General features: G+C 57.4%; 13 protein-coding genes and 1 pseudogene. 12 read left to right on the top strand and 2 right to left on the bottom strand.

Annotation, left to right across the window (positions count from 1 at the left end; translation table 11 throughout):
• On the bottom strand, positions 1-355 hold a 355-nt coding region (locus ACYQ3S_RS15095; protein WP_459688472.1), incomplete at its 3' end, for a creatininase family protein.
• 469 nt (positions 356-824) lie between these two features.
• On the opposite strand from ACYQ3S_RS15095, the gene ACYQ3S_RS15090 reads away from it, so the two are divergent.
• The 11 genes from ACYQ3S_RS15090 (at position 825) to ACYQ3S_RS15040 (ending at position 12,031) form a co-directional block, all read left to right on the top strand.
• Positions 825-1,922 carry a zinc-dependent alcohol dehydrogenase gene (locus ACYQ3S_RS15090; protein ID WP_459690162.1) on the top strand — a complete coding sequence of 366 codons (1,098 nt, stop codon included), beginning with the start codon at positions 825-827 and terminating at the stop codon, positions 1,920-1,922.
• A gap of 12 nt (positions 1,923-1,934) precedes the next feature.
• A complete protein-coding gene (locus tag ACYQ3S_RS15085; RefSeq protein ID WP_459690160.1) occupies positions 1,935-3,017 on the top strand; it encodes a zinc-dependent alcohol dehydrogenase in 1,083 nt (360 codons plus the stop codon).
• Entirely contained in the window at positions 3,014-4,048 is a 1,035-nt protein-coding gene (locus ACYQ3S_RS15080) for a zinc-dependent alcohol dehydrogenase (protein WP_459690159.1), read from the top strand. The genes ACYQ3S_RS15085 and ACYQ3S_RS15080 overlap by 4 nt, the downstream gene beginning before the upstream one ends.
• The gene (locus ACYQ3S_RS15075; protein ID WP_459690158.1) at positions 4,045-4,947 is read left to right on the top strand and encodes an NAD(P)-dependent oxidoreductase; all 903 of its coding nucleotides are present in this window, start codon (positions 4,045-4,047) and stop codon (positions 4,945-4,947) included. The genes ACYQ3S_RS15080 and ACYQ3S_RS15075 overlap by 4 nt, the downstream gene beginning before the upstream one ends.
• Positions 4,948-4,965: 18 nt before the next feature.
• The gene (locus ACYQ3S_RS15070) at positions 4,966-6,489 is read left to right on the top strand and encodes a sugar ABC transporter ATP-binding protein (RefSeq protein WP_459690156.1); all 1,524 of its coding nucleotides are present in this window, start codon (positions 4,966-4,968) and stop codon (positions 6,487-6,489) included.
• Positions 6,482-7,489, top strand: coding sequence for an ABC transporter permease (locus ACYQ3S_RS15065; protein ID WP_459690155.1), 1,008 nt, complete (start codon positions 6,482-6,484; stop codon positions 7,487-7,489). Before ACYQ3S_RS15070 ends, ACYQ3S_RS15065 begins: the two co-directional genes overlap by 8 nt.
• Positions 7,479-8,450 carry an ABC transporter permease gene (locus ACYQ3S_RS15060; RefSeq protein WP_459690154.1) on the top strand — a complete coding sequence of 324 codons (972 nt, stop codon included), beginning with the start codon at positions 7,479-7,481 and terminating at the stop codon, positions 8,448-8,450. Before ACYQ3S_RS15065 ends, ACYQ3S_RS15060 begins: the two co-directional genes overlap by 11 nt.
• A 74-nt stretch (positions 8,451-8,524) precedes the next feature.
• Positions 8,525-9,514, top strand: coding sequence for a sugar ABC transporter substrate-binding protein (locus ACYQ3S_RS15055; protein WP_459690153.1), 990 nt, complete (start codon positions 8,525-8,527; stop codon positions 9,512-9,514).
• 157 nt (positions 9,515-9,671) lie between these two features.
• Positions 9,672-10,790 (top strand): 3-dehydro-scyllo-inosose hydrolase, encoded by a 1,119-nt coding sequence (gene iolN, locus ACYQ3S_RS15050; protein ID WP_459690151.1) that lies wholly within the window; start codon positions 9,672-9,674, stop codon positions 10,788-10,790.
• A gap of 98 nt (positions 10,791-10,888) precedes the next feature.
• On the top strand, positions 10,889-11,707 hold the full coding sequence (locus ACYQ3S_RS15045; protein WP_459690150.1) for a TIM barrel protein: 819 nt from the start codon (positions 10,889-10,891) through the stop codon (positions 11,705-11,707).
• Between the two features lie 159 nt (positions 11,708-11,866).
• Positions 11,867-12,031: a hypothetical protein gene (locus ACYQ3S_RS15040; protein WP_459690149.1), complete on the top strand. Its 165-nt coding sequence runs from the start codon at positions 11,867-11,869 to the stop codon at positions 12,029-12,031.
• 37 nt (positions 12,032-12,068) lie between these two features.
• Here ACYQ3S_RS15040 and ACYQ3S_RS15035 read toward each other — a convergent pair whose 3' ends face one another.
• A complete protein-coding gene (locus ACYQ3S_RS15035; protein ID WP_459690147.1) occupies positions 12,069-12,275 on the bottom strand; it encodes a hypothetical protein in 207 nt (68 codons plus the stop codon).
• Between the two features lie 150 nt (positions 12,276-12,425).
• Between ACYQ3S_RS15035 and ACYQ3S_RS15030 the strand changes: the two are divergent.
• Positions 12,426-12,651 (top strand): annotated as a pseudogene (locus tag ACYQ3S_RS15030) (tagaturonate reductase); the annotation flags it as partial.

Raw genomic sequence — 12,651 nt, 5'->3', positions numbered from 1 at the left:
CCGCGTTCCAGAACCCCGCGAACACATACACAAGGTAATCCGCCAGCGTCTCCTCAGGAATGATGATCGTCCCCTTCTGCCCCAGATGGTGATACGGGTGGGAGCCGTACCAGATCGGCTGCGCCACTGTGCAGCCCGTCGCCTTTGCCACCTGCTCGCACAGCCGCGTGTCAAGATAGGTATCCTCTCCAAACGGCGCGCTTGCTCCATGGTTCTCTGTGGAGCCTACCGGAATCAGAATCACGTCGTTCTTCTCCAGACGCTCGCTCACTTCCTTGCGCGTCATGTTCTGATAATAGATACCGTTATCCGCTTCCATATTCCCGCCCTTCGCCGGAATTTCCCATTTGCTCATCTTTTTGTACCTGCCTTTCATATTAAAATTTGTAAATGGAATGGGATCATTGGTGTGATAGATAGGATCAGCAAATGACATGTCAATGGCATGCCACTTTGGCTGCATTATACGCCCGAGCTTTTGTTTTATCAATAGGAAAAAGGAAAAATGAAGAGGTAAAATTCATTTTTGTGATTTTCGCACAATAGACCAAAAGAAAATTTGTAGCTTATTGAATGAAAAACGAGGATTTAAACACTTGATTTTTTGGTTGAAATGTGGAATCATAGTCTTACACAGAGGGGAGGCACTAAAAGGACAGAGAAATCAAATGGCATTTATATGGCATGCCATTCAAATGCCGAAAAAGCGGGAAAAACCAGTATATTCTACATATGCAAAAAAGTGACAGTAAGATAGATGCTATTTTATTATGGCGATATGATAGGCTGTCTGTACCATACAGTTTGGCCGCGAAGGCCGGTGCATGGAGAAAGGAGATGCGTCTAAAGCGATGGAGGAGAAAATGAGGGCCGTGCAGATACACGCGCCGGGAGAATTCTCCGTGGATTGGGTCCCCGTACCGCATCCGGGACGCGGTGAAGTGTTGGTAGAGGTGAAAGCGGTTGCGATTTGCGGGTCGGACCCCGGCATCTTCAATGGAAAGGTGCTGCAGAACGGCTGGCCGCCGCACTTTCCCTTTATCGCCGGACATGAATTCGCGGCGCAGGTTGTGGCGCTGGGAGAGGGCGTGACCAACCTCAAGCCGGGCGATCGGGTGGCAGGTGAAGCGCATTGTGGCTGCGGCACCTGCGAAATGTGCAAAAAGGGTTATTATAACCTGTGCCTGAATTATGGCAATCAGGCGGCGGGGCATCATCACTACGGGCATAGCTCGCCGGGGTGTTACGCGCAGTATCAGGTGTATGATCAGAAAGCGCTGACGCTGCTGCCGGATAACGTTACCTACGACGAAGGGACGCTGGTGGATACCGCGGGTACTGCATACAACGCGCTGCGCCTGACCGGCGTGGAGCCGGGCGGCTTTACCGCCATTATCGGACCAGGGCCAATGGGCATTATGGCAATGTGTCTGGCAAAGGCTATGGGGTCGGCGACCATTGTGATCGGCCGGCGCCAGCGTTTGGCGATGGCGGCAAAGCTTGGCGCGGACTATACGATCGATTATGAAAAGGTGGACGATCCGGTCGAGGAGGTGCGGCGCATCACCGGCGGCGGCGCGCATCAGGTGATTGAAGCGGCCGGCAATGCAACGGCATATTTTGAATCCGTGCAAATGGCGCGCAAGGGCGGCCATGTGGCGCTGATCAGCATTCCGCCCAAGGATGGGCAGGAGGCGGCGCTCAAGTCGCTGATCATGAACCAGATCACGCTGCACGGCGTGCGCGCGAACCCGAACTGCTCCAAGATCGTGCTTGACCTGATGGCGCAGGGAAGCCTGAACGTAAAGGACCAGATTACACATCGCTTCCCCATGGAGCAGATACACGAAGCGTTCGACACCTTTATCGGACGGAAGGATGGCGCGCTCAAGGTCATCGTTCATCCAAACGGGGATTGCTGAGGTGGACTGCTGATGGAACAAAAAATGAAAGCCGTTGTGCTGCATGCGCCGGGCGAATATCAGGTAGAACTGGTTGATATCCCGCAGCCGGGCTATAACGAGGTTCTGGTGGAGATCCGGTCGATCGCGATCTGCGGGTCAGACCCTGGCATCTTCGCCGGAAAGGTACGTAAAGACGGCTGGCCGCCGCACTATCCCTTTATCGCCGGACACGAGTTTGCGGGCAGGGTCGCCGCGATCGGCGAGGGCGTGAGCAACCTGAAGCCCGGCGACCGTGTGGCGGGCGAGGCGCACAGCGGCTGTGGCACCTGCGAAATGTGCAAGCAGGGTTTGTATAATCTGTGTATGAATTACGGGCATTCCGGCCACCACCATTACGGGCATGCGCATTCCGGCTGCTATGCGCAGTATCAGGTTTATGATCAGAAGGCGCTGACCATTATGCCGGAAAACGTGACCTATGATGAGGGCGCCATGATCGATACCGGCGGTACGGCGTTTAACGGCATCCGCTTGATTGGCATTGTGCCGGGCGGCTGGACAGCAGTGATCGGCCCTGGCCCGATGGGAATTCTGCTGGCGCAGATGGCGAAGGCCATGGGCTCCAAAACCATCGTGATCGGGTACAAGGACCATGACCGCCTCGCGGTCGCCAGGGAGCTGGGCGTGGACCATACGATTGAGACGACCGAGGTTGCGGACGTTGTGGAGGAGGTGCGCCGACTCACCGGCGGCAGGGGCGCCGACCGCAGCTTTGATTGCGCGGGCGCCGGCGATACGCTCGACGAGCTGATCCGCATGACCACGAAAAACGGCAAAGTGGGTGTGATCGCGTATCCCAAGGTGCCGACCACACAGGAAGCGCTTTATTATATGGTAAAGAACCAAATCACGGTTCAGGGTGTGCGCGCGAATCCGAACTGCTCGCTGCCGCTGCTAGGGATGATCGGCCACGGCAAGGTCAACGCTCGGCGTCTGGTCACACACACATTCCCCATCGAGCAGACGGAGCAGGCGTTTGACACCTTTATCAACCATAAGGACGGCGCGGTCAAGGTGGTCATCCATCCCAACGGCGAGGAGGAAAACGAATGATCTCGTATATTTTGAAGGAGCCGAAATGCGTGGAGGCGCAGGAAGGCCCAAAACCGGTCCCACAGGGGCGCGAGGTGCTGGTCCGTATCCGCTATGTCGGCATTTGCGGCTCGGATATCCATCTGTTCAACGGCACCTATAACGGGCCGCACAGCTATCCCATGCGGTTCGGACACGAATGGTCGGGCGTGGTGGAGGCGGTCGGCAGCGAAGTGACCCGCGTCGCGGTCGGCGATGTTGTGACCGGCGACTGCTCGCGGTACTGCGGCGCCTGTCCGTCCTGCGAGGTGGACAAAAACCTGTGTCAGCATATTGAAAAGTTCGGCATCACGGTTGACGGGGCTTCGGCCGACTATATTCTGCGTGATGAAATGTACTTATACAAAGCGCCGGAGGGGCTGGATATCAAGCATCTTTGTCTTTCCGAGCCGGTCGCGGTCGCGGCGCATCTGTTGGAAAAGGTGCGCAAAGCGGTCCCCAGCGGTTTCGCGGATAAACGCGTACTGGTGCTGGGCGGCGGTGTGATCGGTATGAGTGCGCTGATGCTTCTGCTGCATATGGAAAACTGCAGGCAGGCTGAACTATACGATCTGGCGGAATCGCGCACCGCGCTGGCACGCGGCGAGGGTGCGCGCATCCCCGCAGCACAGGAGCTTGCGTCCAGCAGCGAGGGCGGCGATTACGCTTCCCTGTATGCTGCGGCGAAATACGATGTGGTAATCGAAACGACAGGAGTCGCGTCGGTATTTGCCAACGCGCTCAACCTGGTAAAGCCGGGCGGTGTGCTGGGCTGCGTCGGAATGATTGCCAAGGTGGAGATCGCGCAAAAGCTGATCGTTACCAAGTCGCTGACGGTCATCGGTTCGATCGGCGGCACGGGCGATTTCCCGCGCGCGATGGAATTCCTGTGCAAAAATCCGGCCTCTGCGGATAAGCTGATCAGCCATTATTATCCCATCGGGGAGGCGGCGCAGGCGTTTGCGACCGCGCGCGTACCGGAGGGGACGATGAAAGTGGTGTTGACGCTGTGAGCGGCGCGAAACGGCTGGGCTGGATCGGCACTGGAGCGATGGGCGGCCCGATGGCTGCGCGGCTCTGCAAGGCGGGCTATCCGGTAACGATATGCGGCTCGGGCAGGCGCGATCTGTCCGCTTACGCGGCGGAGACTGGCGCAAGGCTGGCGCATAACCCGCGTGAGGTGGCCGAGCAGGCGGATATCATTTTCACGATGATCCCCAACGGGGAGATCCTGCTGGATGTGATCGCCGGACCGGACGGGCTGGACAAGGCTAACCTGCAGGGGAAAATACTGGTCGATATGAGTACGGTCGATCCGGATTCCTCTGCGGAGGCGGCAAAGCGGATGGAGGAGAACGGCGGCCGGCTGCTTCGCGCGCCGGTGACCGGCAGTACTCATTTTGCCGCGGCGGGTACGCTCGGCATCATGGCGTCGGGCGACCGGCAGGTATTTGAGACCTGTCTGCCGTACCTGAAAGTCCTGGGCGACCGTCAGACCTGGCTGGGAGACGGCGAGCAGTCCCGATATATGAAGATCATCATTAATATGATGCTCGCACAGGCGCTGCAGTCCTTTTCCGAGGGGCTGGTGCTGGGGGAAAAGCTGGGGCTTCCCTGGAAGACCATGATCGATCTGATCGGGGACAGCGCCGCCGCCGCGCCGATCCTGCGCTATAAGGCGGATACCATGAAAGCGCGGGACTTTACGCCGACCTCGACCGGCTATAACATGCATAAGGACATGCGCATGGCGATGGAGCTGGCAAAGCAGGTTGACGCAAACCTGCCGACCGCCAGCCTGACCATGCAGATGTACAACAGCCTGATGGCCATGGGGCTCAAGCAGAGAGATAACACGGCGATCCTTTTGGTAAACGAAAGGATGAATCAGTTGGCTCTCACGCCAGATTAAGGACAAGGAGGCAATTTAGTGGACGTAAAACAAGACAACGTGATCTTGCGCATGACAGGGATTACAAAGTGTTTTCCGGGTACTTTGGCGCTTGACAAGGTTCAGCTTACCTGTGAAAAGGGCAAGGTCCACATCCTGCTCGGTGAAAACGGAGCGGGTAAATCCACGCTGATGAAGATCATTTCCGGCGTATATACCAGGGACGAGGGAACGGTCTGGTACGACGGGCAGGAGGTCAACTTTACCAACGTCCGTCAGTCCATGGAGGCCGGCATCAGCATGATCCATCAGGAGCTGAACCTGCTGCCGGAACGGACGATCGCGCAGAACATTTACCTGGGTCATGAGCCGATGGTAAAGGGCCTCAAGGGCGTGATCGACTATAAAAAGATGGTAAAGGACAGCCGTGAGCTGATGGACCGCCTGGGGCTGGACCTGGACCCCAACATCCTGGTCAAAAAACTGAGCATTGCTCAGATGCAGATGGTGGAAGTGGTCAAGGCGCTTTCCAAGGAGGTCAAGCTGGTCATTATGGACGAGCCGACCTCATCCCTGACCGACCGTGAGATCGATAAGCTGTTCGATATCGTGGAAAAGCTGAAAAGAGACAACGTGGCGATTATCTATATCTCGCACCGCATGGACGAGATCAAGCGTATCGGGGACTGCGTTACCGTCATGCGCGACGGGCAGTACATCGATACGGTGGATGTAAAGGACATGGATCTGGATACGCTGATCTCCATGATGGTCGGCCGTAAGATAGAGAACATGTACGAGCGGCATTACCGCGAGCCCGGCAAGGTGATCTTTGAGACAAAGGACCTTTCCGGCTGGCGCTTCCGCAACGTGAATATCAATGTGCGCGAGGGTGAGATCGTTTCGCTGTCCGGCCTGATCGGCGCGGGACGTACCGAGATTGCCAAGGCGGTGTTCGGAGACGAGCCGATCGAACACGGCAGCTATACGCTGTACGGCAAGCAAATCACGCGGACTACTCCTGTCAAGAGCGTGCGTAACTCCATGGGCTATCTTTCCGAGGACCGCAAGGCCGAGGGGCTGGTGCTGCAAATGCCCATCAAGGAAAACCTGGTCGCGGCGAGCCTGACAAAAGTGTTCAAGGGCGGCGTCCTGCGCTCGGGGCCGGAGGACGAGATCGGCAAAAAGTATGTGGCGGAGCTTCGTATCGCGACTCCGAACGCGGAAAAGCTGGTCGGAGAGCTGTCCGGCGGCAACCAGCAGAAGGTCGTTGTCGGCAAATGGCTGGAAACCGGCTGTAAATTTCTGATTATCGACGAGCCGACGCGCGGCATCGACGTCGGCGCGAAGAGCGAAATATACAAGCTGCTTGACCGTCTTGTCGGGGAGGGATACGGTATCCTGATGATCTCCTCGGAAATGAACGAGGTTATCGGCATCTCCGATCGTGTCTACGTCATGAAGGACGGCGAGATCACGGGCGAGGTGACGCGCGAGAATATGACGCAGGAGGCCATCATGCGCTTCGCTGTTGGAGGAAAGGAGCGTGCGGTGAATGAATAAATCGCAGAAAGGGGGCGCGGCAGGGCTGCTGGCAGGGCTGAGGAAGCTGAACATCCCCGGCATCCTGGTCGGCAACATCGTGCTGTTCGTCCTGTTTGGCCTGGCCAACGAACGCTTTTTGTCCTCTTATAATATCATGATGATCTTCCGCAACACCTGCACGCTGCTGATGGCGGCGCTGGGCTTCACGCTGGTCATTCTGATCGGCAAGATCGACATGTCGGTCGGCTCAGTGGTGTCAATGGCCGCGGTTTCCGTGGTGGTGCTGTATAACGCCGGCGTGCCGGTCGCGCTGGCTCTGCTGCTGCCGCTGCTGATCGGTATTGCGGTCGGCGTGATCAACGGGCTGCTGATCGCCAAATGCAATTTTGACTTCTGGGTCGTCACTTTCGGCATGATGAGCGTTTTTGCCGGTCTGGCGCTGGTGACGACGGACGGCAATACCGTGGCGGTCAAGAACGACTTCATCAACTGGATCGGCAACGGCAAAATCGCCGGTATCTATGTCGTGATCTGGATTACGGTCATCCTGGCGGCGCTGATGGTGTGGGTCCAGAAAAAGACCAAATTCGGCTACGATGTTTTCGCACTTGGCGGTTCGCAGGCAGTGGCCTCTGTAAGCGGTATCAAGGTGGTCAAGACTTCGATTATCGTGTATGCGCTCAGCGGGCTGTTCGCGGCGCTGGCCGGTGTGCTGATCGCCTGCATGACCAATTCCGGCAGTCCGGCGGTGGGCGTGGACTATACGTTTAACGCAATGGCGGCCATTGTTATTGGCGGTACGCCGTTCATCGGCGGCAAAGGCGGCATTGGCGGCACGATCCTCGGCGCGCTGCTGATGAAGATTCTGGCGAGCGGCCTCAGTCTGGTCGGCATCCCCGCCACCTGGCAGAAGGCGATCACCGGCTTTGTGATCGTTGCGCTGATCATTATTGACGTGGTCAACGACCACAGGAAGAATATCAAGGCGCAGAGGAGGGTATACAACAATGTCGGTTAAAAAGAAAAACCAGATCGACCTGCTCTCCCGCTTCCTGATCCTGGCGGTCGTATGCGTGGGCTTCGCCCTGCTCCGGCCGGAGGCTTTCCTGTCGGTCGATAATATCACGCAGGTTGTGTTCCAGCAGACCCCGTTCACGATTTTGATGGCGTTCGGCATGAGCCTTGCCATTATCTCGGGCGGTATCGATATATCGATGTCGTCCACCATGGTCCTTTCCAGTTACCTGAGCGCGTCCTATTTTCAGCAAGGCAATTATTTCATGGGGCTTGTGATCGCGTTCGGCGTGGGGCTTGGCTTCGGCCTGTTCAATGGTGTGCTGATCAGCAAGGTAAAGATTGAGCCGTTCATCGCTACCTTCAGCGTGGACTTCATGGCGCTCGGCCTGGCCTATGTCGTTTGCAACGGCGAATACGTCTACGGCTTTTCGGACGGCTTCCGCAGCATCGTAAACGGGTACCTGATCCCGGGCGTCCCGAATGTTGCGCTGGTCACCTTCCTTGTGTTCGCGGTGCTGTATTTCCTGACGCGCCGCACGATCTACGGCCGCACGCTTTACTCCCTGGGCCACAATAAAAAGGCGACCAAGCTGTCTGGCATGCATTCCGATGGGGTTATCATCGGCGTTTATGTAACCAACGGCCTGCTGGCCGCGCTGACCGGCATCCTGTACTTGGCGCGTCTGAACGCGGCCGATCCCAGCATCCGCGGCACGCTGACGAACGATTCGATCGCTTCCGCACTGATCGGCGGCATTGCGTTCTGCGGCGGCACCGGTTCGGTGGTCAATACGGTGATCGGCTCGATGATTATTATGTTTATCCGCAACGGCATGAACATCATGGGCGTATCGACCAACTGGCAGCAGGCGGTCGTCGGCTTTGTGATCCTGTTTGCAATCGTTTATGAGCGCGTACTCAACAACCTGATGGCAAAGTATGCGGGAAAAGGCGATAAGTGAGGCATCTGTTTGTGTGTCATAACGGCTTTGGGCCGTATGATGATAAAGAAAGAGCCAGAAAAGGAGAATGTATCATGAAAAAGAGCAAAAGAATTGCGGCGCTGCTGATGGCGGCGGCCATGGTAGCCACTTTCGCGGGATGCAGCAATGGCGACAGCGGCGACAATGCAGGGGGTGACGGCGGTGCAAGCGCAGAAGGCGGCAAAAACATCACCGTTATCCTGAAGAACTCCACCGCGCCGTTCTTTATCAGCATGGCGGAAGGCGCGAAAGCGGCAGGCGAAGATCTGGGCTACAATGTCGAGGTTAAAACGCCGGTCGATACCGCCGAGGGTTCGGGCAATGAGCAGCAGACCCAGCTCTGCGATGAGGCGATTGTAAACGGCGTGGACTGCGTGGTTCTGTGTCCGGTCGATACCGAAGCCATCGTTCCGGCCGCGCAGCGTATTGCCGACGCGGGTATCCCGATCGTGGCATCCAACACCCGTATTGCGGACGAATCCCTCTGCGAGACATTTGCGGGTCTGGAAAATGTGAAGCAGGGCTATGAGCTTGCCAAGGCGCTGTTTGAAAAAATGGGCGGCAAGGGTACGCTGATTATCATTGAAGGCTCCACCGGCGCACAGACCTCGCTTGACCGTATCGAAGGCTGCAAGCAGGCGCTCGAAGAGTATCCGGACATCGAGCTGGTCGCTTCCCAGTCCGCGAACTACTCCCGCGCGGAGGCGCTGAACGTTGCGCAGAACCTGCTCCAGTCCTATCCGGACGTAGACGCGATCTACTGCTGCAATGATGAGATGGCGCTGGGTACCGCCGAGGCGGTTGACGCTGCTGGAAAAACCGGTCAGATCCTGATTGCCGGCCAGGACGCGAACGACGACGCGGTCTCTGCCCTGAAGGAAGGAAAAATCACGATGACCTCTTGGGGCAACCCCTATATGCAGGGCTATGAGTCTGTACAAGCCGCGGTCGATGTGCTGGAGGGCAACGAGGTAAAGGATTTCTATGAGGTTCCGACCAAGGTTGTTGATGAAACCAACGTTGATTCGTTCAAAGACCAATAAAATATGATTTGCGGTGCGCCGCGGCGGTTTGACGCCGCCGCGGCAGCGCCTCCCACTTGTTGAGTTCTTGGATCTGGCCGTGAGGGAGAGAGGGGCATCGCTTCCTGACGGTAGGACCCAAGCGAAAAACCTACATTTATACAAGGAGAATGCAGCTATGCAAGAGAAGTACTTAACGACAGCGTATCCGAACATATTCTTTGAGGACAACAAGGTAGGACGGCTGAAGAAACGGCTGTGGGACGCCTCGGAGGAGGAGATCCAGGCCATTCTGGATGATTACGGCATCCCGTCCGACAGTGAGATCGGCAAGCCGGGCTGTTATATCCAGACCTCGCCGCGCAAGATGGTAATCGAGAAACGCCATAAGAACGATATCGTCCTGGTGCCAATCGGCTGCACCGAGAATCACGGCATCCATAACAACTCCGGCCTGGACACGTTTATGTGTACCTCGATCTGCGAGGCGGTGCGCCGCAAGACAGCCAAGGCCGGCCATGAGGTCGCGCTGGCGCTCCCGCCGATCAACTACGGCGGCCATCCCTACCATCACTGCGGTATGCCCGGCACGGTCATGACGAGCGAGAAATCCATCGTTGATACGCTGATTAACGTATTGGTCGGCCTGTGGGACGACGGCTTCCGCAAGATCATCCTTGTCAACAACCACGGCATGGACTGGATGCTCGAGTCCGCGATTCAGGAATTCTTTAAGCGCTATCAGCTTCCGGCATTCGCAACAGTCGTTGAATGGCATCGTGCGATTCGTGAATTCTGGTATCCGCTGGGCGATGAGCGGCCGGACTTCGTCAGCACGCCGTTTGTGCATGCGGACGAAGCGGAAACCTCTGCGGCGCTGCTCATGTTCCCGGGCATGGTGGATATGGGCTGTGTGGTGGACGCGCAGGCGAAGTCAATGGGGATGCTGGACGAAGGCTTCTATGATGGCTCGGTGGATTCGTTCCACCGTCCGAACAAGTGGTCCGAGGCAGAAGGCCACCGTGTAATTGAGCGCTTCGGTACCCCTGAGGGTGTTGTGGGCTACCCATCAAGAGGTGAAGCAAGAAAGGCAAAACGTCCGATTGCCGCGATCTGTGAATACCTGAACTGCATGGTCGAGGATATCCTGGAAGCTTATCCCGCGGGCAAGGTACCCGATCCCCGCAAATTCTCCCTCCGTCCTTACGAGGAGATCGAGCCCTGCCTCCGCGAGCCCCTCAGCGACGGCTGGAAGAGCGTGCATGAGCTCCCCAGACGCGGCCTCTTTATTGATTGACCCTTTCTCTTTTCTTCTTTTTTCTTTCTTACGTCGGGTAAAGGCCCGCCCTTATGGGCGGCCTTTGCCATAACTGGATACTAAAAGAGGTGTCTTAAATGAAGTTTATCACATCCATGACAATGGTCGATCAGATTATAGGCAGCGCCCCGTTCGTTTACGAGGGGGATTTCGCACAGGGGGTTGCGAAAGCGCACGAGCTGGGGTACGATGGTGTCGAGCTGCACATCGCGGATCCGGCCGATGTCGACCTGCCCGCGCTCGAGCAGGCGCTTGCAGAAAATTCCATGCGTCTGACCGCGATCGGGACGGGACGCGCTTACGTCAACCACGGCCTGTCCATCACGGATCCGGACGAGACACGCCGGCGGGCGGCCGTGCAGCGGCTGGAAGCCTTCCTCGAACTGGCAGGGCGGCTGCATGCAACCGTAATCATCGGCTGCATGCGCGGCAACGTGGCCACGGCGGAAGAACTGCCGGCCGCGCTGGACCGCCTGGCGGTTTCTATGGAGTATCTGGATCAGACGGCGGCAAAAGCGGGCGTGGATATCGTCTTTGAGCCGATCAACCGGTATGAAAACAATTTCCTGTGTACGATGGAGGAGATCTCGCATTTCATCCGCAGCCATTCCCTGACGAACACGGGTATCCTGATCGATACGTTCCATATGAACATCGAGGAGTCGGATATGATGGCCTCGATCGAGGCATGCAGTCCGGAGATCCGGTATGTGCATTTTTCCGACTCCAACCGCTGGTATCCCGGCGCGGGACACACGGATATGGTGGGCATTCTGCGCAAGCTGCAGGAATGTGGATATCAAGGCGTGCTGAGCGCGGAGATCCTGCCCAAGCCGACAAAGGAAGCGGCCGCGCGCGGCTGGATTGAGGCAGTATCCGCAATGATACGGGAATAAAAAAGCGAGGGAAGGGCGGCTGCGGGGAAGCCGGACGGACCGGATGCATCGAACAGGAGCCGGACGGTTCCCCGTCACCTTTGCCATACTGCGCTCCGGACAGGGGCGCGGATAAGGCGCCGCCGCGCGGGCAACCTACCGAATGAAGGAGGGAGCCTGATGAAACGGTTTTTGATGTGCAGTCATGGGGCGGCGCAGGTGACCGACGCACCGCCGCCGGGCTGTACGTTCGTTGGGACCGTTGCCGCGGACGGCGAAAGATACCGCGTTTTACGCGGGGAGGATAAAACGCTGTACGCGGCGCCGGCGGAATGGGTAGAATAGAAAAACACCGCTCCGTGCAGGAGCGGTGTTTGCTTTATCAATGGCAGATGCGGCAGATGTGCTGCGCTGAAATCTGCGGAGGAATGCTGTTTGTCATGGTGCCGTTGTAGCGGATGCAGGCGCGGTCGCCCGCCCGAAAACAGCTTGTGCCGGCAGTGTGTACGAGGACCTGCTGGCGGGTGCAGTGGTCGCATACCAGAAGGGAACCGTTCTGCACACAAAGCACGGTGGCGCACATGGTCATGAAAATCACCTCTTGCAATCGTGTTCAATGTCAGTGTATGCGGCTTGGCCGCGGCGGGTGCAAAATACGGGCGGAGGGAAGACGGAAATTGACAGAACGCCGCCGGCGTTTTACGATAAGGACAGGACGGATCGGAAAGGAGACTTGGAGATGGAAGAACTGAACTACAAAACAATAAAAGCGAGCGGATACAAGGGGTATATTCTGGAGGAAGCGCCGGAGAAGATCCTGCAGTTTGGCGAGGGGAACTTCCTGCGCGCGTTCGTGGACTACTGGTTCGATGTGTCGAACGAGCGCGTGGGCTGGAACGGCAAAGCGGTGCTGGTGCAGCCGATCGCGCAGGGGCTGGCGGAGCAGATCAACCGGCAGGAGGGGC

It is taken from the genome of Agathobaculum sp. TL06 (assembly GCF_054658635.1).
Note: the sequence above shows the minus strand (reverse complement) of the source record. Positions and strands in the feature narration are given on the sequence as shown.